24 protein-coding genes are annotated in these 22,337 nt (G+C 63.6%); 17 read left to right on the top strand and 7 right to left on the bottom strand.

Annotated elements, in window-relative coordinates; all coding sequences use genetic code 11:
* Positions 1–17 precede the first annotated feature (17 nt).
* Both OEW28_RS06270 and OEW28_RS06265 read left to right on the top strand, forming a co-directional pair.
* Positions 18–1,316: an adenylosuccinate synthase gene (locus OEW28_RS06270; protein ID WP_263733847.1), complete on the top strand. Its 1,299-nt coding sequence runs from the start codon at positions 18–20 to the stop codon at positions 1,314–1,316.
* A gap of 4 nt (positions 1,317–1,320) precedes the next feature.
* On the top strand, positions 1,321–1,554 hold the full coding sequence (locus OEW28_RS06265; protein ID WP_263733846.1) for a DUF2842 domain-containing protein: 234 nt from the start codon (positions 1,321–1,323) through the stop codon (positions 1,552–1,554).
* 3 nt (positions 1,555–1,557) lie between these two features.
* Here the strand turns inward: OEW28_RS06265 and OEW28_RS06260 are convergent, their stop codons facing one another.
* On the bottom strand, positions 1,558–3,279 hold the full coding sequence (locus OEW28_RS06260; RefSeq protein ID WP_263733845.1) for a hypothetical protein: 1,722 nt from the start codon (positions 3,277–3,279) through the stop codon (positions 1,558–1,560).
* A gap of 135 nt (positions 3,280–3,414) precedes the next feature.
* On the opposite strand from OEW28_RS06260, the gene OEW28_RS06255 reads away from it, so the two are divergent.
* Entirely contained in the window at positions 3,415–4,125 is a 711-nt protein-coding gene (locus tag OEW28_RS06255; RefSeq protein WP_263733844.1) for a thiamine diphosphokinase, read from the top strand.
* Here the strand turns inward: OEW28_RS06255 and OEW28_RS06250 are convergent.
* From OEW28_RS06250 to OEW28_RS06235, 4 genes are all read right to left on the bottom strand, one after another.
* Entirely contained in the window at positions 4,052–4,987 is a 936-nt protein-coding gene (locus OEW28_RS06250; protein WP_263733843.1) for a DMT family transporter, read from the bottom strand. The genes OEW28_RS06255 and OEW28_RS06250 overlap by 74 nt on opposite strands.
* Before the next feature lie 78 nt (positions 4,988–5,065).
* Positions 5,066–5,728: a helix-turn-helix transcriptional regulator gene (locus OEW28_RS06245; protein WP_263733842.1), complete on the bottom strand. Its 663-nt coding sequence runs from the start codon at positions 5,726–5,728 to the stop codon at positions 5,066–5,068.
* Between the two features lie 81 nt (positions 5,729–5,809).
* Positions 5,810–7,186 (bottom strand): L-serine ammonia-lyase, encoded by a 1,377-nt coding sequence (locus tag OEW28_RS06240; protein ID WP_263733841.1) that lies wholly within the window; start codon positions 7,184–7,186, stop codon positions 5,810–5,812.
* A gap of 12 nt (positions 7,187–7,198) precedes the next feature.
* Complete coding sequence (locus tag OEW28_RS06235; protein WP_263733840.1) at positions 7,199–7,891, bottom strand: glutathione S-transferase family protein; 693 nt, start codon at positions 7,889–7,891, stop codon at positions 7,199–7,201.
* Positions 7,892–8,055: 164 nt separating this feature from the next.
* Here OEW28_RS06235 and secG point away from each other — a divergent pair, with 164 nt between their 5' ends.
* The 14 genes from secG to OEW28_RS06165 all read left to right on the top strand — a co-directional run bounded on the left by secG (position 8,056) and on the right by OEW28_RS06165 (position 21,002).
* Positions 8,056–8,433: a preprotein translocase subunit SecG gene (gene secG, locus OEW28_RS06230; protein ID WP_263733839.1), complete on the top strand. Its 378-nt coding sequence runs from the start codon at positions 8,056–8,058 to the stop codon at positions 8,431–8,433.
* 158 nt (positions 8,434–8,591) lie between these two features.
* Entirely contained in the window at positions 8,592–10,235 is a 1,644-nt protein-coding gene (locus OEW28_RS06225; protein WP_263733838.1) for a CTP synthase, read from the top strand.
* A gap of 203 nt (positions 10,236–10,438) precedes the next feature.
* The gene (locus OEW28_RS06220; RefSeq protein WP_263733837.1) at positions 10,439–10,924 is read left to right on the top strand and encodes a hypothetical protein; all 486 of its coding nucleotides are present in this window, start codon (positions 10,439–10,441) and stop codon (positions 10,922–10,924) included.
* Positions 10,925–11,202: 278 nt separating this feature from the next.
* Complete coding sequence (locus OEW28_RS06215; RefSeq protein WP_263733836.1) at positions 11,203–11,421, top strand: hypothetical protein; 219 nt, start codon at positions 11,203–11,205, stop codon at positions 11,419–11,421.
* Positions 11,422–11,461: 40 nt separating this feature from the next.
* Positions 11,462–11,899 (top strand): tellurite resistance TerB family protein, encoded by a 438-nt coding sequence (locus OEW28_RS06210; RefSeq protein ID WP_263733835.1) that lies wholly within the window; start codon positions 11,462–11,464, stop codon positions 11,897–11,899.
* On the top strand, positions 11,896–12,645 hold the full coding sequence (locus OEW28_RS06205) for a phosphate/phosphite/phosphonate ABC transporter substrate-binding protein (RefSeq protein ID WP_263733834.1): 750 nt from the start codon (positions 11,896–11,898) through the stop codon (positions 12,643–12,645). The genes OEW28_RS06210 and OEW28_RS06205 overlap by 4 nt, the downstream gene beginning before the upstream one ends.
* Before the next feature lie 118 nt (positions 12,646–12,763).
* Positions 12,764–13,543 carry an ABC transporter ATP-binding protein gene (locus tag OEW28_RS06200; protein ID WP_263733833.1) on the top strand — a complete coding sequence of 260 codons (780 nt, stop codon included), beginning with the start codon at positions 12,764–12,766 and terminating at the stop codon, positions 13,541–13,543.
* Positions 13,544–13,618: 75 nt separating this feature from the next.
* On the top strand, positions 13,619–14,329 hold the full coding sequence (locus OEW28_RS06195) for a transporter substrate-binding domain-containing protein (protein WP_263733832.1): 711 nt from the start codon (positions 13,619–13,621) through the stop codon (positions 14,327–14,329).
* 45 nt (positions 14,330–14,374) lie between these two features.
* The gene (locus OEW28_RS06190) at positions 14,375–15,259 is read left to right on the top strand and encodes an ABC transporter permease (RefSeq protein ID WP_263733831.1); all 885 of its coding nucleotides are present in this window, start codon (positions 14,375–14,377) and stop codon (positions 15,257–15,259) included.
* On the top strand, positions 15,256–16,062 hold the full coding sequence (locus OEW28_RS06185; RefSeq protein WP_263733830.1) for an ABC transporter permease: 807 nt from the start codon (positions 15,256–15,258) through the stop codon (positions 16,060–16,062). Before OEW28_RS06190 ends, OEW28_RS06185 begins: the two co-directional genes overlap by 4 nt.
* A 186-nt stretch (positions 16,063–16,248) precedes the next feature.
* Positions 16,249–17,583, top strand: a complete 1,335-nt coding sequence (locus OEW28_RS06180) for a glutamine synthetase family protein (RefSeq protein ID WP_263734384.1) — start codon at positions 16,249–16,251, stop codon at positions 17,581–17,583.
* Between the two features lie 67 nt (positions 17,584–17,650).
* On the top strand, positions 17,651–18,331 hold the full coding sequence (locus OEW28_RS06175; RefSeq protein ID WP_263733829.1) for a type 1 glutamine amidotransferase: 681 nt from the start codon (positions 17,651–17,653) through the stop codon (positions 18,329–18,331).
* Positions 18,332–18,345: 14 nt separating this feature from the next.
* Complete coding sequence (locus OEW28_RS06170) at positions 18,346–19,704, top strand: glutamine synthetase family protein (protein WP_263733828.1); 1,359 nt, start codon at positions 18,346–18,348, stop codon at positions 19,702–19,704.
* Complete coding sequence (locus tag OEW28_RS06165; RefSeq protein WP_263733827.1) at positions 19,701–21,002, top strand: NAD(P)/FAD-dependent oxidoreductase; 1,302 nt, start codon at positions 19,701–19,703, stop codon at positions 21,000–21,002. The genes OEW28_RS06170 and OEW28_RS06165 overlap by 4 nt, the downstream gene beginning before the upstream one ends.
* A gap of 23 nt (positions 21,003–21,025) precedes the next feature.
* Here the strand turns inward: OEW28_RS06165 and phaR are convergent, their stop codons facing one another.
* A complete protein-coding gene (gene phaR / locus OEW28_RS06160) occupies positions 21,026–21,595 on the bottom strand; it encodes a polyhydroxyalkanoate synthesis repressor PhaR (protein WP_263733826.1) in 570 nt (189 codons plus the stop codon).
* Between the two features lie 170 nt (positions 21,596–21,765).
* Entirely contained in the window at positions 21,766–22,227 is a 462-nt protein-coding gene (locus tag OEW28_RS06155) for a Phasin (RefSeq protein WP_263733825.1), read from the bottom strand.
* Between the last annotated feature and the right edge of the window lie 110 nt (positions 22,228–22,337).

Here is a 22,337-nt window from a genome sequence, read left to right as displayed (position 1 = left end):
GTTGCAAGGACAGGATCATGGCCAACGTGGTTGTCGTGGGCGCCCAATGGGGCGACGAGGGCAAGGGCAAGATCGTCGACTGGCTGTCGGAACGCGCCGACGTCATCGCGCGCTTCCAGGGCGGCCACAACGCGGGCCACACGCTTGTCATCAGCGGCAAGGTCTATAAGCTGAACGCGCTGCCGTCGGGCGTGGTTCGCGGCGGCAAGCTGTCCGTCATCGGCAACGGCGTGGTGCTGGACCCCTGGCACCTGGTCAAGGAAATCGCCTCGATCCGCGAACAGGGCGTCGAGATCACGCCCGAGACGCTGATGATCGCGGAAAACACCCCGCTGATCATGCCCTATCACGGAGAGTTGGACCGCGCGCGCGAGGCGCAGGCGACCGGATCGAAGGCCAAGATCGGCACGACGGGGCGCGGGATCGGTCCGTGCTACGAGGACAAGGTCGGCCGCCGCGTGATCCGGGTCGCGGACCTGGCCGATGCGGCGACGCTGGAATTGCGCGTGGAACGCGCGCTGGTCCACCACAACGCGCTGCGCGCGGGTCTGGGGCTTGAGCCGATCGACACGGACGCGCTTCTTGCCCAGCTGAAAGAGATCGCGCCCGAGATCCTGCAATATGCCGCGCCTGTCTGGAAGGTGATGAACGAAGCCCGTCGGGCCGGCAAGCGTATCCTGTTCGAAGGTGCGCAAGGCTCCCTGCTTGATATCGACTTCGGGACCTATCCGTTCGTCACATCGTCGAACGTCATCGCGGGACAGGCGGCGACAGGCGTGGGACTTGGTCCGAACGCCATCGACTTTGTCCTTGGCATCGTCAAGGCCTACACGACCCGCGTCGGCGAAGGCCCCTTCCCGACCGAGCTGCACGACGCCGACGGCGAACGCCTGGGCACGCGCGGGCACGAGTTCGGCACCGTCACGGGCCGCAAGCGCCGCTGCGGCTGGTTCGACGCGGCTCTGGTGCGCCAGACCTGCGCGATCTCGGGCATCAACGGCATCGCGCTGACCAAGCTCGACGTGCTGGACGGCTTCGACACGCTGAAGATCTGCGTGGGCTATGACCTGGACGGAAAGCGGCTGGATTATCTTCCGACCGCCGCCGATCAGCAGGCGCGCTGCGTGCCGGTCTACGAGGAAATCGAGGGCTGGCAGGAAAGCACCGAGGGTGCGCGCAGCTGGGCAGAACTGCCGGCCGCCGCGATCAAGTACGTCCGCCGGATCGAGGAGCTGATCCAGTGCCCGGTGGCACTTCTGTCCACCAGCCCCGAGCGGGACGACACGATCCTGGTCACCGACCCGTTTGCGGACTGAGCCTATGCTTTCCTACCGCGCCCGCCGCAGGCTTTCCCTACTGATCCTGATCTTCGGGTTGCCGGCCTATATCGTCGTGGCGGTCACGCTGGCGAACTGGATCGACGCGCGCTTCGGACGACTTCCGATCTGGGCGGAGGTCGCCCTCTACGTGGCGCTTGGCTTCCTGTGGGCACTTCCGTTCAAGTCGGTGTTCAAGGGCGTCGGGAAAGAGGATCCCGACGAACCCAAGGACTGATCCTTAGCGCGATCCCCGCAGTCCATCGCTGAGAAAGCGCGAGGCGTCCGTTATCTTGAACTGCCCCCTCCGCACCTTCTGGATCTTGCCTTGCCGCAGAAGCATCCCGAACGACCGCAAGCCGTCCTCGCGGCTGAAGTCAGGGGTATCCGACACGGTTGCCACCTTGCGCAGAAGCTGCGGGCGAGAGAAGTGCGGCGTGCCTTCGATGGTCGCGGTATAGGCCGCGGCGGCCTCAAGCAGGTCCGAAAGATCCGAGGCGCCCATCATTTCGGCGAACTCTGCGAAGCTGTCGGCGTCCTCGGGCTGCACCCGGCGGCGCGGCACCACCACCTCATCCTCGGTAAGGATGCGGGTCGGGATCGCCGAGCGGCGACGGGCTACCGCAGGCTCTGCGGCTTGTGATTCATCCTGAACCTTCTGCTCCGAGAAAAGCACAAGCGGCGCGGGATGGACCGACGACCGGGGCGGATTGGGGGCCGGCGCCTTCGCGGGCTCTGCCACCGCTGGCGCTTCGGCCTTACGCTCTTGGGCAGGCGCGGGTGGTACTGCAGGCCTGCCCGTTTCTGTAGCCTTGGGCGGCGTCGAGGGCGCGGAAGCCGCCTGCCTCTTGGGCGGGGACGGCGGCGTGGGCCGCGGGCGGACGACGCGCGACAGGTCCTCCCGGTAGCGGTTCAGCTGGGTTTCCTCGCCGCCCTCATCACCATCGTCCTCGACCTCTGCCTCCGCCTTGAACCGGCGGTCTGCCACCGTCGCGGCAACCGCGGCCTTCATATGCGAGATCGCCGAAAACTTGCGCTTGCTTTCGGGGCCTTCAAGCTTGCTGTGCGCCTCTTTCATCAGGCGGGCAACAGCGGCTTCGTCGTCACCCGACGCCTGCTCGAGGATTGAGCGGCCTTGAACGGTGTCAGCGCTTACCGCTTGGTCTTCGGCGCGGCTTTCCTCGGTGACGCGGCGCAGAAGGTCCTCATCGACTTTCGGCGCCGGGCGCGGAGATGCCGGGGGGCGGGGACCACCGCGCAGATAGGGTGCCTCCGCCTCGTAGGCGCGCAGCCGCGCGGCAAGGTTCGGCAGCGTCGTCTGACCCGCGGGTTCTTCCCGTTCATCGCTTGCGGCGGCCTGGGATGGCCGCTCCGTTGCGGGTGCAGCGATGTCCTCGGCCTCCTCGTCCTCGTAGAACTCCTCCTCATGGAATTCGTCCTTCGCGGGTCCCGCCTTGATGTTGGCGGATACGACATCAAGCGTATAGCCGAAATCGGCGGCTGGGGCCTCGGCGGAGAATGAGGTGCGGTTTTCGACCCAGTCTTCTTGTGACGCTGCGGCCTCGGCCTCGGCGACCGCCGCCCGGAGGCGCTTGAGCTTCTCGGCAGCGGTCTCGGCCGGGGTCTCGGCCGGGGCCAGGCTTTCCTGCTCAGGGCTGGCCTGATCGGGCTCTTCTACGGTTTCGGGCTCCTGAACCTCGGGTTCCGCTGCTTTCAGGGTGATCCCCTCGTCGTCCACGCGGGCCTCGACCCGGCGGCGCACCTCGCGCTCGGCGATGCGGTGAAGCATTTCGGTGTCAGGCGTGGGCGGCTCGGCGCCAAAGTATCGATCCTGCGAGGCGAGATCCCGGAAGTACTCAGCGATTGCCCGCATCGTGCCAAAAGGCTCCTCAAACCCCTCCAGAGTGCAGGAGAAGGTTCCGTAGGAAACCGTCAGGATCTTGTTCGCACCTACCATCGTCATTCTCTACCCAAACACGGCTCACCTTTTGCAGGTTTGCCCACTACTCGTCCCCTACAATGATGACATATAGGAAAAAGGAAGGATTCTTTCAGGCCTGAATTGCCTTTCTTTGCCCTAATCGTCATCAATGCCGCCATGCCACCAACATTGCCACCATTTTCGCAACCCGTCACGCTTCTGGGCGGCGGTGAAGTCGACCGCGAAACCCTCTCGGAAGCCCTGTCATTCGCCCCTCGGATCGTAGCGGCGGATGGTGGCGCGAATGTGGCGCGGGCCTTTGGTCACGTTCCCGAATGGGTGATCGGCGACCTGGACAGTGCCGATCGGCGGCATCTGGCCGAACTTGACCCTTCGCGCGTGCTGTTTGTCGCCGAGCAGGAAAGCACGGACTTCGAAAAATGCCTGATGCGGCTTCGCGCACCGTTCATCCTGGGGCTTGGATTCACGGGGTTGCGATTCGATCACTCGCTTTCGGCCTGCAACGCCCTTGTGCGCCATCCAGGGTCAACGTGCCTGCTGGTCGGGCGCGACGACGTGATCTTTCACGCCCCGTCCAGCGTGTCGCTGGACCTGGCCCCCGGCATGCGCGTGTCACTGTTCCCGATGGCCGAAGTTTCGGGCCGTTCCGAGGGACTGCGCTGGCCGATCGCGGGCCTGACGCTTGCGCCTGGCGGGCGCATCGGCACTTCGAACGAGGCGACCGGAAGGGTCGAGATGGAATTCGATTCCCACGGGATGCTGGTCATCCTGCCGCGCATCGCGCTTGGCGCGGCTATTGCGGCACTGCGACCGGATTGCGGACAACCAGCCGCGCCTGCCGGTCCAGCTGCCGCTCGCGGTAGATGACGTAAAGTCCGGAACCGACGATCACCCCGATTCCGGCCCAGGTCAGGCCGCCGGGAAAGTCTCCGAAAACCAGGTAACCGAAAAGCGTTGCCGTCACGATTTCCAGATAGTGCAACGGCGCCAGCGTCGAGGACGGCGCAAAGGTCAGCGCATAGGTCATCGCCATGTGACTGACCGAAGCGGCAAGCCCGACGCAGAACAGCCAGAGCCAGAAGATGCCCGAGGGCAGCGTCAGCTTCAGCGAAGGCTCGCCCAGGTAGTTGCCGATGGCAAGCAGCGGCACACAGACAAGAGCCGCGACAAGCGCGGTGTGGAACTGCATCGGCACCGGATGCACCAGCCGCGAAAGGCGCCGCGTGACCAGCATGTAAAGCGCGAAGGTCACGGCCGTGCCCAACGGGAACAGCGCGACCGCGCCGAATGCCGCGAAGGACGGCTGGATGACCATCAGCGATCCGCCGAAACCTATCGCGCAGGCCACCAGGCGGCGCGGGCCGACCTGTTCGGCCAGCACGAGGCGTCCTATCAGCAGGATGACGAAGGGCTCGACGAAGGCGATGGCCAGGGCATCCGCGATCGGCATCGCCTTGAGCGCGGCGACGAAACAATAGGTGGACAGGATCAGCATCGCAGCCCGGACGGCGGTCAGCCCCAGTGCGCGGGGGGACAGCCTGAGCCCGAGGCCCAGCACCAGCACTACGGGCAGCATGAGCCCCGCCTGGACCACGAAGCGCGCCAATGCGATCACGCCGACGGAAACAGCGACCGCCGAAAGCTTCGATGCCACGTCGATCAGCGGCGCGAAGACGCAAAAGACGATCATCAGCGCGACGCCGGGAAGGATGCGGTCAGACGGGTTCATGACGCCCCGCTATAGCGGCGCTTGGACTACGTCCATGGGGAAAATGTGCCAGATACAATCCGCCCGCGTGTTCCCGGTTCAGGCCAGCGCTATGGATGCGAATGTGCGCGCATCCAGTTCGGCGCGCAGCGCGGCACCGCGGCCAGCGAAACCGCCCCCCGGCAGGATGCAGTCCTCGATCGCTTCCATCCGGAACAGGCGAAGGTCTTCGGCAAGCTCGCACCACGCCACGACGAACGCGGCATCAGCGCGCGTGACGGACGCGACAGGCAGAATCGCGCGATGTGAAATCGCCCCGTCCTGCCCCCTGTAGGCGATGGCCAGCCTGCGTTCCTCTCGCATCGCCCTGCGCAACAGCGCCGGCTCGGCGGCGGTCGATGAGGATGCCCGCGGCAAGGTCCGGCGGCCTTTCGGCGGTTGCGCGATCTGGATCTTCGCCGCGACCGAGCGGGCCGCGGCAGACAGGCCCCCTGCACTGGCCGGCAGAAGCGCGAGGCCGACGATGATCGCCTCGATCTCGGCGGGTGAGAAACCGATCGGCGGCAGGTCGAAGCCCGGCCGCAGCACATATCCCTGCCCCGCGGTTCCATCGATCGGGACGCCCATCGCCTGAAGGGCCGATATGTCGCGGTATATGGTGCGCCGCGACGCACCAAGCCGCGCGGCCAGCGCCTCTGCCGTCAGCGCCCCTCCCTCTGACCGGAACAGCGCTATGATCTGAAGCATCCGGTTCGGTTTCATCCCCGTGCCCACCGATTCCCTGCTGCCAGGATAATGGCAGCAGGATCGCGGGTCTGGGCGCCCCCGGCAAGCGCATACCGATCAGCAGTTGGGGACGTTCACCGCCAGGCCGCCCAGCGAGGTTTCCTTGTACTTCTCGTGCATGTCGCGGCCCGTCTGCCACATCGTCTCGATCGCGGCATCAAGCGGAACCAGGTGCTGGCCATCGCCCCGAAGCGCCAGAGAAGCGGCGGAGACCGCCTTGATCGCGCCGAGGCCATTGCGTTCGATGCAGGGCACCTGAACCAGACCCTTCACCGGGTCGCAGGTCATGCCCAGGTGATGTTCCAGCGCAATCTCTGCCGCGTTTTCGACCTGTTCGGGCGTGCCACCCATCACGGCGCAAAGCCCTGCCGCCGACATCGCGGCAGCGGATCCGACTTCGGCCTGGCAGCCGCACTCGGCGCCCGAGATCGAGGCATTGTGCTTGCAGAGCCCGCCGATCGCCGCCGCGGTTAGCAGGAAATCACCGACACGGGACGCGCTTGCGCCGGGAACGTGATCCAGCCAGTAGCGGATGACGGCGGGAAGCACCCCCGCCGCACCGTTCGTGGGCGCGGTTACGACCTGCCCGCCGGCTGCGTTTTCCTCGTTCACGGCCATTGCGTAAACGCTCATCCAGTCGTTGATGGTGTGCGGCGCGGACAGGTTCATGCCGCGTTCGGCCAACAGCGCTTCGTGGATGCCCTTGGCACGGCGGCGCACCTTCAGCCCGCCCGGAAGGATGCCATCGGTCGCAAGTCCACGCTCGATGCAGTCGTTCATCACCTGCCACAGCCGCGCCATGCCATCCTCAAGCTCGCGCTCGGTGCGGAAGTGCAATTCATTGGCCCGCTTCATCTGGGCGATTGACTTGCCCGATGCCTTGGCCATCTCAAGCATTTCGGCCGCATTCTGGAACGGATAGGGGCAGCCGGATGGTTTGGCCGCGACCTTGTCGGCGGACTCGCTTTCGGCGGCCGTCAAGACGAAACCGCCACCGATGGAGTAATACGTCTCCTGCAGGATGACGTCGCCCTGCGCGTCCGTGGCCATCAGGATCATGCCGTTGGCATGACCGGGCAGCGCCGGACCATAGTCAAAGGACAGATCCGTCGAGGGGTCGAATTTCAGCGTGGGAAGGCCGGGCGGCGTCACGGTGCCGGTTTCGGCGATCGCGGCCAGCGTCGCCTCGGCCTTTTCGTTGTCGTAGGATTCGGGCACGAAGCCGGCAAGCCCAAGGATCGTCGCGCGGTCAGTGGCGTGTCCCTTGCCGGTGAAGGCAAGCGAGCCGTGAAGCGAGGCCTTGAGGCCCGCGGGATGGAAAGGCGAGGCGCGCAGCAGGTCAAGGAAGCGCGAGCCCGCCACCATTGGCCCCATCGTGTGCGAGGACGAAGGGCCTACCCCGACCTTGAACATATCGAAGACGGACAGAAACATCGGGTGGTCCTTTCAGGTCGCGCTGCCCTCTGTCGGGCAGGCATAAGACGGTTGCGTAAAGATCGTGGCTCCAAGCCCCTCGATCAAGGAGGCCTGGAGAGCAGAGGGCCTTTGCTCCATCGCGGCGGCGACCGCGCCAAGCGCGGGGTAACGCCCCAGGTCGAGCCATCCGGCGGTTTCAACCGGATAAAGCGCGAGCCAGCGCACAAGGCAGCAGACATAAAGCGTCAGGACCGACGGCGCATCCGGCGAAAACCAGCCGGGGCGGGTCGCGGCCATCGCCTCGACCAGACCAAGATGACTTGCGACGCGGTTGCGCGCGGCATCCCGGAAAGCCGCGACATCGGCCGACTGCCCGGCGTGACGCTCGGGATAGAACAGCAGGCGCGTGTCGGCGTGAAGCGTGTTGGAAACGAAGAAAAGCCACTTGAGGAAATCGCCGCGCGCGGCGTCGCCCGGTTGCGGAGCCAGCGCGCCGTGGCGTTCGGACAGCCACAGCAGAATCGCGCCGGTTTCGAAAAGCGCCCCATCCGGCGTTTCCAGCGCAGGGATCAGACCGTTCGGGTTCAGTCGCCGATATTCCGGCCCGTCCTGGGCGCGGACACGCCGGTCGACAAGCGACGTCCGGTGCGCGGCGTCCAGTTCCAGAAGCACCAGGCGGACGATCAGCGAAGCATTGTCAGGCGCGTAGTGGAGCACGTACATGGTTTTCTCCTCGTCTGGCCTTATCGCCGGAGCGGCTTTCGCGGAAAAGCGCGAAAGCGACGTTTCTTGCCGCGAAGGCGGTCGGGCACCTCCGCTTCCGGGCTTGCGCCCCGGACGTCATACGCCTAGATAGGCGCGTCAGCCCGAAACAAGACCCGGTCCCGATGGAAAACGTCATTCTTACCGTCCACCTGATCCTCGCGCTCATGCTTATCGGCGTGGTGCTGCTTCAGCGGTCGGAAGGCGGCGGTCTTCTGTCCGGCGGCGGCGCCATGAGCGCGCGGGGCGCGGCGAACGCGCTGACCAAGCTGACCTGGGGACTGGCGGCCGCCTTCATCGCGACGTCGATCGCCCTGACGCTGCTTGCCGCACAGAATTCCGAAGGCACCTCGGTCGTCGACCAGGCCGAAACCGAAGCTCCGGCAGACGCGCCGGTTGCACCTGTCGTCCCGACCGGAGACCTGCTGCCACCCTCTGCGGCCGATGGCGATCAGGCACCTGCTGCCGATGATGCGCCGCTGACGCCCCCTCCGGCCAACTGACCACAACCCTTTGATCCGAGCGCGAAAGCGCACCACTAGACCTTGCGGTCCTGTTGCGGGCAGGCTGCGAATCTGATAAGGCTTGAATCCCGTGATGCCGAAGCTAGGGCGCTTTGGCGAAACCAAGAATTTGAGGCATTCACGGGGGCATCCGAACCATGGCGCGTTACGTTTTCATCACCGGCGGTGTGGTTTCTTCGCTCGGCAAGGGGCTTGCCTCGGCGGCGCTCGGGGCCCTTTTGCAGGCCCGCGGCTATTCGGTCCGCCTGCGCAAGCTGGACCCCTACCTCAACGTCGATCCCGGCACCATGTCGCCCTTCGAACATGGCGAGGTCTTCGTGACCGATGACGGGGCGGAAACCGACCTGGACCTTGGCCACTATGAGCGTTTCACGGGTGTTCACGCCCGCAAGACCGATTCCATCTCCTCGGGCCGGATCTACTCGAATGTTCTCGAGAAGGAACGCCGGGGCGACTATCTGGGCAAAACGATCCAGGTCATTCCCCACGTCACCAACGAGATCAAGGACTTCCTCCACATCGGTGAGGACGAGGTCGATTTCATGCTGTGCGAGATCGGCGGAACGGTCGGCGACATCGAGGGCCTACCCTTCTTCGAGGCGATCCGCCAGTTCATCCACGAACGCCCGCGCGGTCAGTCGATCCTGATGCACCTGACCCTTCTGCCCTACCTGGCGGCCAGTGGAGAGCTGAAGACGAAACCGACCCAACATTCGGTGAAGGAACTCCAGTCCATCGGCCTCGCGCCCGACGTTCTGGTCTGCCGCTCGGAACACCCGATCCCGGAGAAGGAGCGCGCCAAGATCGCCCTTTTCTGCAACGTCCGGCCCGACGCCGTGATTCCAGCCTACGACCTCAAGACGATCTATGAGGCGCCGCTGGCCTATCACCGCGAGGGGCTGGACCAGGCGGTTCTGGACGCCTTCGGCATAGCGCCTGCCCCCAAGCCAAACCTCGCACGTTGGGAAGACGTCATGGACCGGCTCGTCAACGCCGAGGGCGAGGTTCGCGTCGCCATCGTGGGCAAGTACACGCAGCTTGAAGATGCCTACAAATCCATCGCCGAGGCGTTGACGCATGGCGGCATGGCGAACCGGGTCCGGGTCAAGGCCGAATGGATCGACGCGGAGATCTTCGAGCGCGAAGATCCCGCGCCTTATCTGGAACGATTCCACGCCATCCTGGTGCCGGGCGGCTTCGGCGAGCGGGGGACAGAGGGCAAGATCAAGGCCGCCCAGTTCGCCCGCGAAAAGAACATCCCCTACCTGGGCATCTGCCTGGGGATGCAGATGGCGGTGATCGAAGCAGCGCGGAACAAGGCCGGCCTGACCAAGGCGGGATCCGAGGAGTTCGACCACGAAAAGGGTGAAAAGCGGTTCGAACCCGTCGTCTATCACCTGAAGGAATGGGTGCAGGGCAACCACACCGTCGCGCGCAAGGTCGACGACGACAAGGGCGGCACGATGCGCCTTGGCGCCTACACCGCGCATCTGAAGGACGGATCGAAGGTCGCCCAGGTCTACAACGCATCCGAGATCGAAGAGCGACACCGCCATCGCTACGAGGTGGACGTGAAATACCGCGACAAGCTGGAAAGCTGCGGAATGATCTTTTCGGGCATGAGCCCGGACGGGCGGCTGCCGGAAATCGTGGAATGGAAGGACCATCCCTGGTTCATCGGGGTCCAGTTCCACCCGGAACTGAAGTCCAAGCCCTTCGCCCCTCATCCGCTGTTCGCGGATTTCATCCGCGCCGCGAAGGACGTCGAGCGGCTGGTCTGACCCACGGCCAGAACAATCTTGGTTCCCGCCCCCAACGACACGGTTGGGGACCGAGATAACCGCCGACCGACGGCGATTGCCGAGTTTGCTTGACCACTCGGAACACTTTTCAGTGTTCTGAAATTCGACGAACGTGGTACATCCGGAAAGACGCGATGGGGGGCTGATTACGCCCCCCCGCCCATCGAACGCTTGGCCCAGACATGTCCGCCCGGCCCTTGCTTGTCCTGCTTCTTCTTGCCGCCCCGGCGCAGGCCGAGACGCTGAAGGGAAAGTCCTACATCATCGAGTTGTCTTCGTCGCAATATGCCAGCGGTTACGGCGAGTATATTCTGCCGCCGCTCGCGTCGGTTCTGGACCGGTCGGGAATGCGGGCTCGGAACGGTCCTGGCGCCGACTACGTCGTGAACGTCGTCACCGACAGCGATGTCGGTCGATGGGTCGGAACGGGCGAGACCAAGACGTGGACATATACGATTTCTGCAATGGTGGGTTTATCCCCCGAGTCCCATGTGATCCCGCTTGACGGCACACCGGTCCTCGGCGTCCGCGCCGTCCTTGAGACCCCGAACCCGGACCGGCAGGATGAATGGAATTGCCTGATCACGATGGCCGCTCGAACGGTTCTGGAGAAGGCGGGAGATAGGGGCACAAGCCGCGTAGACGGGCGCCCTTGCCTGCGCCGTTGAGTCGCCAATGTCGCGACATTTGGCTGCCCCGACCTGACATTTGGCGGCACCGCCCTCTTGAAACCGCGCAAGGTCCTTGCCAGTTCCCCGCCTCGGAACGCAACCAATCAAAGTTTCCAATACAAAAACGCTGCATTTCCCAAGGGACCACAAAGGGACTCGGCTGCATTTTGCCGAAATGCAGCATGCGCAGGCGCGCTTTTTCGCGTGCCGCCAAAATTTTGCCCTAATCGCCAATCAAGCTGATTTATGATCACGATCTGACGCGGGGGCGCAGAATGTATCTTGGAATGCTGATATTCGGATGGGTGCTGGGACTGGCCGCTGGGCTGGTGGCTTCGTTCGTTTACGGCGCTCCTCTCTGGGCCGGATTCCTGATATGGTCGTTTGGCGGCGCGGCCATCGCGCTTCTGGGCCTTGTCAGCCTGCACCTGCTGCCAGGCGATCAGGCCAAGGAACGCAGGCACTCTGCGCGCGTCGGCACGCGCGCAGGCTAAGGCGCTTTTCTACAGGCACCGGGATCGCTATATCCTGATCATGTTTTCAAAGCTGCTATCGACGCTGATGGCGTCGCCCACCTCACTTCCACCCGACGACGCCCGCCTTGCGCTCGCAGCGCTCTTGGTGCGGATCGCGCGCGCCGACGGCGTCTATGCCCTGGTCGAGGCGGCGCGGATCGATCGCGCCCTTGTCAGCAGGTACGAACTTTCACCTTTCGAAGCGGCACATTTGCGGCAGGAAGCCGAAGCACTTGAGGCAGAGGCGCCAGACACCGTGCGGTTCACGCGCGCCCTGAAAGACGCGGTGCCGCATGAAGATCGTATCGCGCTGATCGAAACGCTATGGTCGATCGCCCTTGCGGACGGCGAGCGCGACGCGCATGAGGATGCCGTGATCAGGCTGGCCGCCAGCCTGCTTGGGGTCACCGATGCCGAAAGCGGACTGGCCAGAAAAAGAATGGAGCGCGGGACATGATCGCACTCTTGCCAATGTACGACTGGGACGAAGTGCGCGAACCGACCGATCGCTTCTGGGGGCTGATCCGCGACGGGTTGCGCGCGCGCGAGATCGATGCGCCCGACAACCTGACCCGAGGGATGGATCTGTGGGAGGCATGGGAAAGCCCCGACCTGATCCTGGGGCAGACCTGCGGTTTCCCATACCGCACACGCCTGCATGATCGGGTGTCATTGATCGGAACGCCTGATTACGGGCTGCCCGATGCGGCACCCGGACACTATTATTCCCAACTGGTCGTCCGGGCGGACGAAGAGCGATCGACGCAGGATTTGTTCGGGCAGCGTTTGGCGGCCAACAGCACCGACAGCCAGTCGGGCTGGGCCGCGCCCCTCAATCACTCCGCGATGTTGGGGATTGCCGTCAATGAGGTGATCCTGACCGGCGCCCATATCGAAAGCGCTCGTGCTGTCGCGGAAGGGCGCGCCGACATTGCTGCGGTTGACGCGGTGACCTGGCGGCTTCTGGAGGCGCACCGGCCTGCCCTTGCCGCGCAACTGCGCGTCCTTGGCCCCACGGCGCCCGCCACCCCCGGCCTGCCCTACATCAGCGCGCTAGGGCGCGACGTCGTTGCCATCGGAGAAACGGTGGATGCGGCAGTCCGTGCGCTTGCCCCCGGCGATCGTGCGGCATTGGGGCTTGCCGGCCACGTGCGGATCGGCCGGGATGCGTACCTGAACGTTCCGGTGCCGCAGCGTCACTGACGTTTTGCGCGCTTTTGTCGTCCAAATCGCGCAACTTCTTCCAAAACGCCCCACATCGGACGTTGCATGACGCCGTTTTTTTAGCACACTTGGTCGCCAGACCAGGGGATGGGCGACAGTGACGACGAAAGAAACACCGGTCATCGAAATCAGGGACCTGCACAAATCCTACGGACAGCTGGAAGTTCTGAAGGGCGTGTCGATAACCGCGCACAAGGGAGAGGTAATTTCCCTGATCGGTTCTTCAGGCTCTGGAAAATCCACGCTTCTTCGCTGCTGCAACCTGCTTGAGGACAGCCAGCAGGGCGAGGTGATCTTCAACGGCGACGCCGTGCGCTGGCGCGGAGAGGGCCTTGGCCGCCATCCCGCCGACCGCGCGCAAGTGATCCGAATCCGCACCAACCTGTCGATGGTGTTCCAGCAGTTCAACCTCTGGTCACACATGACGATTCTTCAGAACGTGATGGAGGCGCCTCTGACCGTTCTCAGGCGCGACCGCGCGGACGTCGAAAAGGCCGCGCGCGGGTATCTGACAAAGGTAGGAATCGGTGACAAGTGCGACGCCTACCCCGCGCAGCTTTCGGGCGGGCAGCAGCAGCGCGCGGCAATTGCCCGCGCGCTGTGCATGGAGCCGACCGCCCTGCTTTTCGATGAACCCACCTCGGCGCTTGATCCCGAGTTGGAGCAAGAGGTGGTCAAGGTGATCAAGGCGCTGGCCGAGGAAGGCCGAACGATGCTGATCGTGACGCATGACATGCGCCTGGCCGCCGATGTATCGGATCATGTGGTATTTCTTCACCGCGGCCTGATCGAGGAAGAGGGCCGACCGGACGACCTGTTCGGCAACCCCAAAACCGAGCGTTTGCAGCAGTTCCTGAGCGCGACCGCGCCGGCCTGACCCCCGGCACGAGCCATTTCGGGCAAGCCCGCCAGACCTAACAATAACAACCAGACGACCATCAAGGAGAAAACGATGAAATACCTTCTGATTGCGGCGGCCGCGCTTGCCGCCGGGGCAGCCCAGGCCCAGACCGTGCGCATGGGCACCGAGGGCGCCTACCCTCCGTACAACTACATCGACGATAGCGGCCAGGTCGCCGGCTTTGAGCGCGAACTGGGCGACGAGCTTTGCAAGCGCGCCGAGCTGACGTGCGAATGGGTCACGAACGACTGGGATTCGATCATCCCGAACCTCGTCTCCGGCAACTACGACACCATCATCGCCGGCATGTCGATCACCGACGAGCGCGATGAGGTCATCGACTTCACCCAGAACTACACCCAGCCCGATCCCTCGGCCTTCCTGGCCAAGGCCGGAGCGGATGTCGATCTGACCGGTGGCGTGATCGCGGCTCAGACCGGGACGATCCAGGCCTCCTACGTCGCGCAGTCGGGCGCGACCCTGCTTGAGTTCGCCACGCCCGAGGAAACCATCGGTGCCGTGCGCAACGGTGAAGCGGACGCGGTGCTTGCGGACCGCGCCTACCTTGAGCCGATCGCGGCCGAAGACGCCGACCTGGACTTCGTTGGTGACGACGTCCTGATCGGCGGCGGCGTCGGCATGGGCCTGCGCGAATCCGACACCGAACTGAAAGAGAAGTTCAACGCCGCGATTCAGTCGATGAAGGATGACGGAACGCTGAACGAACTCATCACCAAGTGGGAAATCGGCGCAACCTTCTGACCGGAAAAGGGGGGCGGGGTCGTCGCGATCCCGCCCCGGACCCGCATGTTTTCATACTGTTCGGACCCCGAGACGCTTTCCGGCCTCACTTGGCTTTCGTGCTATCTGACCACCGGCAAGCACACGTCGCTTTACCTGTCCTTCGGGACCGTGCTGCTGCTACTTGCGATCACGGCCCCCATAGCCCTTGTCTTCGGCTTCGGCGGCGCCAGCGCTGCGCGGTCGCGCTTCGTGCCGCTGTCCTGGCTCGGCAAGGCCTATATCGGCATCGTTCGGGGCGTACCGGACATCGCCTTCTTCCTGTTCTTCGTCATCGCCCTGGATCAGGCGTTCGAATATCTCCGCCACACGATCAAATGCCCCGATTGGGATCAGCCGATCCGTCAGGGCAATGATTTCGTCGTCTGCGCGGCAGCCAAGCTGCCCTTGGGCGACGCACCACAGTGGGTCCATGAAACCTACGGATTTTTCCTGGCGGTTCTGACATTCTCGATCATCTTCGGGGCTTTTGCCGCCAACGTGCTTTACGGCGCGATGCAGGCGGTTCCTCGCGCCCAGGTTGAAACCGCCGAGGCTTATGGCATGACGCACCGCCAGGCGTTCTGGCGCATCATGGTGCCGCAGATGTGGGTCTACGCGCTGCCGGGCCTTTCGAACCTCTGGATGGTGCTTATCAAGGCGACGCCACTTCTGTTCCTGCTTGGGGTGGAGGATATCGTCTATTGGGCCCGCGAACTTGGCGGCACCAAGACGCCAAAGTTCACCGACTATCCGCATGGCGACTGGCGCATGTGGTACTTTGGCGCGCTGCTAGTCTTCTATCTTCTTTTCACCAAGGTTTCCGAGGTCGTGCTTGGCCGGATCATGCGCCGTCTGACCCACGGTCAGGCCACGATGGGGGGCGAAGCGCAAAGAAAGGCTGCCGCATGAGTTGCTGGGATACGGTCGCCGACTACGCGCTGCGCAGCGTCGGCATTGGCGAAAGGCTTCTGCCCAGATCCGACTTCACGCTTTGTCAGCAGGTGACCCTGATCGGCTCCGGCATGATCTGGAACATCTATTTCGGCACGATCGCGCTGTTGTCCGGCTTCTTCCTGGCCACGGCGCTGGCCATGGCCAAGGCGGCGCATTCGCCGTTGCTGCGCAAGCCGGCAGAATGGTTCATCTTCGTCTTCCGGGGCTCGCCCCTCTTCATACAGTTCTTCTTCGCCTACTTCCTGTTCCTGAGCCTGAAGAACGTCTTCCCGGTCTTCTCTCCGCTGACCTCGGCCTGGGCGGGGGCGCTGGTTGTCCTGTTCTTCAACACCTCTGCTTACTCGGCGGAAATCTTCTACGGCGCGATGCAGTCCATTCCCAAGGGCGACATCGAGGCCGCGGACGCCTACGGAATGTCCGGCTGGCCGCGCTTCCGCCGGATCATCTGGCCGACGATGCTGCGGCTTGCCTGGCCCGCCTACACGAACGAGGCGATCTTCCTGTTCCATGCCACGGCTCTTGTCTTCTTCTCGGGGTTCCCGGCGACGCAGCAGATGGGCGACGCGCTCTACTATGCGAACTACTTCGCGGACAAGACATTCAACCCCTTCATCCCCTACCCGATCCTGGCCTGCTACTTCATCTTGCTGACGCTCACGGTCATCAAGCTTTTCGGCATCGTGAACCAGCGCCTGAACCGGCACCTGCCGCAACTGCAACGCGGCAGAATTCGCTTGCGTCCTATGCTGGTCCGGTAGTATCTGTTATTTGATCAAATTCATCTGGTGCAGCCCCTTCGGCGCAAAACTGCAGGGGCCTGCCATGTCGGCCACCAGATCGCGATTTGATCAATTGAACGGAAGGACAACGGCCGGGCCATTCCGCCCCCTGCCCCTGAGGGACAGCGCGAGGCGTGCCGAATGCCCAGGTCTCCCGGTGAGATGATGAAGGACTGGCTCAGAAAACACCCGCAGGTGCGCACGATCCGTGTGGCCGCGGCAGACCTGAACGGACAACCCCGCGGCAAGCGCATTCCGACGCGCTTCGCTGACAAGATCACGGCCGATGGGACAAGATTCCCGTTCTCGGTCCTGAACCTCGACATTTGGGGCGAGGACATCGAGGATAGCCCACTGGTCTTTGACACGGGCGATGCGGACGGCGTGCTCAGGCCGACCGAACGCGGGTTCATGCCAATGCCCTGGCTCGAGGCGCCGACGGCGCTGCTGCCGATCTGGATGTTCCGCGAAAACGGCAAGCCGTATGAGGGCGATCCCCGCCACGCCCTGGCCCGCGTCGTCGATCGCTACAAGGCGCTCGGCCTGACGCCGGTCGCGGCAATGGAACTGGAATTCTTCCTGATCGACGACAGCGGCAAGACCCTGCAGGTTCCACCAAGCCCGCGGTCGGGCAAGCGTCGCAAGGCGGCCGAGATCATGTCGATCCGCGCGCTGGACGCTTTCGACACGTTCTTCACCGACCTCTACGACGCATGCGAGGAGATGGACATACCCGCCGATACCGCCATTTCGGAATCGGGTCTGGGGCAGTTCGAAATCAACCTGATGCACCAGGAAGATGCGCTGCGTGCCGCAGACGACGCCTGGCTGTTCAAGCTTCTGGTCAAGGGTCTGGCCCGCCGGCATGGCTTTGCCGCGAGTTTCATGGCCAAGCCTTACCCGGAATACTCCGGCAACGGGCTGCACACCCATTTCTCGGTCCTGGACCGCGACGGACGCAACATCTTTTCCAACGGCGGGCCCGAAGGATCGCTGAAGCTGCGGCAAGCCATTGCCGGATGTCTGCACGCGATGCCGGACTCCACCCTGCTGTTCGCGCCGCATTCCAACAGTTTCGACCGCCTCGTGCCCGAGGCTCACGCCCCGAATGCGGTCTGCTGGGCCTACGAAAACCGGACCGCGGCAATCCGCGTGCCTTCAGGCAACCCGGCCGCGCGCCGGATCGAGCATCGCGTGGCGGGGGGCGACGTCAACCCCTACCTGATGCTGGCTGCGATCCTGGGTGCGGGCCTCTTGGGGATCGAGCAAGAGCTGACGCCACCGCCGCCGATCACCGGAAACGCCTATGCGATGGACCTGCCGCTGATCCATGACAACTGGGCCGACGCCATCGAGGCGTTCGAGAAAAGCTCGATCATGCCCCAGATCTTCGCGCCAGAGCTGATCCGCAATCTGGTGATGACCAAGCGTCAGGAACTGCACTACATGGCAGAGCTTTCGCCGGTCGAGCAGACCGAAATCTACCTCGATACCGTGTGAACCGCCCCGCCCCTTGCCAGGTGGTAGGGGGCGGTCTATTTTGATCAAAAGCAGCCAAGAGACAGCCATGCTGATCGGCATACTTCAGACGGGACAGGCGCCCGACGTCCTCAGGACCGAGATGGGCGACTATCCCGACATGTTCATCCGTCTGCTTGCGAACCGCGGGCTGACTTTCAAGACCTTCCATGTCGAAGCGATGGAGTTTCCCAAGGATGTGCATGATTGCGACGGCTGGCTGATCACCGGCTCGCGCCATGGCGCCTACGAGGACCACGCGTTCATCAAACCGCTCGAAGACTTCATTCGCGACGCCTTCGCGCACCGAGTGCCTATTGTGGGTATCTGTTTCGGTCATCAGATCATCGCGCAGGCCCTTGGCGGCAAGGTCGAAAAGTTCAAGGGCGGATGGGCCGTGGGCCCGCAGGACTATAATTTCGGCGGCGAGACCATCAGTCTGAACGCCTGGCATCAGGACCAGGTCGTCGAGCGCCCCGAGGCCGCGGAAGTGATCGGCTCGAACGCCTTTTGCGAGAACGCCGCCCTGCTTTACGGCGACAGCGCCTATACGGTCCAGGCGCACCCCGAATATGGCAATGAGTTCATAGACGGGCTGATGCGCACAAGGGGCAAGGGCCTTGTCCCGGATGAGCTGATGCAGCAGGCGCGCGCGCGCTTCTCCGACCGAAATTCCTCGGCCGCGATCGCAGATCGGATCGCGGATTTCTTCAAGCAAACCCGTAACTGAAAAAGCGTGATCCCATGTCCGACTGGACCGAAAAACTGCCCGAAGCAGCACGGGAATATATTGCCGGCCGCCGACTGGACGAGGTCGAATGCCTTGTCTCCGACCTTGCCGGCGTTGCCAAGGGCAAGGCCATGCCCGGCTCGAAGTTCGCCAAGCAGAAGTTCTTTCACCTGCCCAACTCGATCTTCGCCCAGACGATCACCGGCGACTATGCCGACATGCCCGATGAAAGCGAGTTCACCGAGCCCGACATGGTTCTGGTCCCCGATTTCACCACCGCCACCGCGGTGCCCTGGACGGCTGACATTACTTTGCAGGTAATCCACGACGTCAACGACCAGAAGGGCAACCCGGTCACGATGGCGCCGCGGAACGTGCTGAAGCGGATGGTGCAGCTTTACACCGAACAAGGCTGGCGCCCGATCGTCGCGCCCGAGATGGAGTTTTACATCGTCGCCCGCAACATAGACCCCAACCAGCCAATCATCCCGCCGGTCGGCCGGTCGGGCCGGCGGGTCATGGCCAACCAGGCCTATTCGATGTCGGCGGTGGACGAGTACGGCAAGGTCGTCGACGACATCTACGACTTTGCCGAAGCGCAGGGGCTCGAGATCGACGGCATCGTGCAGGAAGGCGGGGCGGGCCAGGTCGAATTGAACCTCTCCCACGGCGACCCGGTCGTTCTGGCGGATGAGGTCTTCTATTTCAAACGACTGATCCGCGAGGCAGCCCTGCGCCACGATTGCTTCGCCACCTTCATGGCCAAGCCGATCGAGGGCGAACCGGGCTCTGCCATGCACATTCACCAGTCGGTCGTCAATGCACAGACCGGAGACAACATTTTCTGTGACGCCAACGGGCAAGAGACGCCGGAGTTCTTTCACTTCATCGCGGGGATGCAGAACTACCTGCCTGCGGTCGTGGCGCTCATGGCACCTTATGTGAATTCCTACCGTCGTTACGTCCCGGATTTCGCCGCCCCGATCAACCTGGAATGGGGGCGCGACAACCGCACCACGGGCCTGCGCGTGCCCATCTCCGAGCCGCCGGCGCGTCGGTTGGAAAACCGCCTGCCCGGCATGGACTGCAACCCCTATCTGGGCATGGTCGCGACGATGGTTTGCGGCTACCTCGGCCTGATGGAAAAGAAGATGCCGCGGCCCGAAAAGGTAGGGAACGCCTACATTGACTCGGACGAACTGCCGACCAACCTGGGCGACGCCCTTGACCTTTTCTCTGAGTGCCAGCCGGTGCGCGAAGCGCTGTCTTCGGATTTCTGCGACATCTACGAGGCGGTGAAGCGCAACGAATACAAGGAGTTCCTGCAGGTCATCAGCCCTTGGGAACGTGAACACCTGCTTCTGAACGTATGAACCTGCTTTTCGCCAATGACCGCCGGGGCGAATACCCCCGAAGCTATTACGCTGCCACGGCCGCGCCCATCGACCGCTTTCCGGCGCTGGAAGGTGACGCCAAGGCGGATGTCTGCGTCGTGGGTGCTGGCTTCACCGGGCTTTCCGCGGCCCTGCACCTAGCCGAAGCCGGGTTGTCCGTCATCGTGCTTGAGGCGCATCGCGTGGGCTTCGGTGCTTCGGGGCGCAACGGCGGCCAGGTGGGCTCGGGCCAGAGGCTTGAGCAGGACGCGCTGGAACGGATGTTCGGACTGGATACGGCGCGCGGGCTCTGGGCGTTCGGAGAGGAATCCAAGCAACTGGTCCGCGACCTGATTGCCGCGCACGACATGCCCTGCACGTACAAGCCGGGCATCGCCCATGCGTGCTGGCACGACGGCGAGGTGCGCCACTCCCACGACTATGCCGAAAAGCTGTCGCGCGATTACGGATACGACCAGGTCCAACCGCTGGACGCGGCCGAACTGGCCGCGATCATCCCCTCGGGCGTCTACAAGGGCGGTGACATCGACCACGGCTCGGGCCATATCCACCCGCTGAACTTCGCGATAGGACTGGCACAGGCGGCCGCAGCCAAGGGCGCCCGAATTTGCGAGGACAGCCATGTGACGGCGATCCGCCATGGCCCGCGCCCTGTGGTCGAAACCGCGCAGGGACGTGTCACGTGCGGCCATGTCCTGCTGGCCTGCAACGGATACCTGGGCGGCCTCGATGACAAGGTGGCCGCACGGGTGATGCCCATCAACAACTTCGTCATCGCGACCGAACCGCTGGGCGAGCGGGCGGACGAAGTGCTGGCACGAGATGTGGCCGCCTGCGATACCAAGTTCGTCGTGAATTACTGGCGGCTTTCCGATGACAAGCGGCTGTTGTTCGGCGGCGGCGAAAGCTACGGCTACCGCTTCCCGGATGTCGTCAAGACCGTGCGCCCGCCGATGCTGAAGGTTTACCCTGGGCTTGCGGATGTGCGGATCGACTACGCCTGGGGCGGCACTCTCGCGATCACGATGAACCGGATGCCGTGTTTTCTGCGGCCCGCGGACAATGTGCTTTCGGCGTCCGGCTACTCGGGCCATGGCGTCGCGATGGCGACGCTTGCCGGCAAGATCCTGGCCGAGGCGGTTCGCGGACAGACGGGGCGCTTCGACGTCTTGTCCGGACTGAACCTGCCGCGCTTTCCGGGAGGGCCTGCGATGCGCTGGCCGCTTCTGGTGCTGGCCATGACCTGGTATTCCATGCGCGATCGCCTTGGAATATGAAAAGGCCCCTGCGGGGGCCTTTGTCACATCTTGGACAGCTTGGCCTGCAGTTCTGCCAACTGCTTCTTGATGGCCGCCAGGTCTTCATCGTCCCTGGGCTTGGATTTCGCCTTGGCAGGCTTTTCCCGCTCGGCGTCCTCTTGCGCTGCCTCGGCCCATCCGCCCATCATCGACTTCAGAAAGGCTTGCTGCTGGCGCTGCAACGCGTCGAAACCCGGCATCGACGCCATCGGGTTGGGGAACTGGTTCATGTTCTCCAGCATCTTGGAATGGCCTTCGCGCAGCATTTCGAATGACGCGGCCAGGAACTGCGGCACGACGCTTTGCGCGCTTGTGGTGTAGCTTCGGACCAGATCCGTCAGAACGTCGATCGGCAGGACGCTTTCACCGCGGCTTTCATGCTCTGCGATGATCTGCAGAAGGTATTGCCGTGTCAGGTCGTCGCCGGTCTTGAGATCGACGATCTGAACCTCCCGACCATCGCGGATGAAGGCTGCGATGTCCTCAAGCGTCACATAGTCGCTTGTTTCAGTATTGTAGAGCCGTCGGCTTGCATATCGCTTTATCAGCAGCGGCTTGGAGTCTTCGGCCATGCAATCCTCCCAAAGGGTCGTTTCTTATTGGCGCTGCAGCGAGATTAAGGCGCGGCGCGGAAAAAACAACAACCGAAAAGCCGCACAGTGCTGCGAGCGCAAAGAAAAGCGGGCCCCGAGGGGCCCGCCAGTGCGATCGACCGTATGGGAGGAGGACGGTCGTCGACAGATTACTTCGCAGCGGTGGTCGCGGCGGTCGCGGCTTTTTTCGCGGCGGTCTGGACTTCGGCGGTCGCCTTCTTGACGGCGGCGGTCGCTTCTTCCGAGAAGTCCTTGCCGGCGGCCAGCATCAGCTCGACGGTTTCGGTCTGGGCTTTCTTCGCGACTTCGGCGAAGGCGGCCAGGTTTTCAGCAGTCAGCTCGGCAGCCGACGAGGCGAAGTCGCTGAACGCTTTGGTGTAGTCGGCCGGCTCGGCCTTGGCTTTCGACAGCTCGCCGAACTTGGCGATCGCTTCCTTGGCCCACTTCGAGGAGATGTCGTTCGACTTCTCGGCGGCTTCCAGTGCGACCTTGGTCATCTTCTCGCCCAGAACGGCAGAGTTCTTGTAGGCGTCTTTCATTGCAGCGGCGTCAACCGGGAACGCCGAAACCATGTCCTGAAGGACTTTCGAGTAATCTTGCGGCTTCGTCATGGTGGTCACTCCATTTGCGACGGGGGGTTTCATTCGCTTCTGGAGCCTAGATACATGCTGCGGCGCAGCATTTCAAGTCCTTTTTGCTGCACCGCAGAAAAAATTCACAA

Origin of the sequence: Albidovulum marisflavi, from assembly GCF_025751435.1 — a bacterium.
In the GTDB taxonomy this organism is placed as follows: Bacteria; Pseudomonadota; Alphaproteobacteria; order Rhodobacterales; family Rhodobacteraceae; genus Albidovulum; species Albidovulum marisflavi.
The sequence above is the reverse complement of the archived record's forward strand: the minus strand, read 5'-3'. Positions and strand labels throughout refer to the sequence as shown.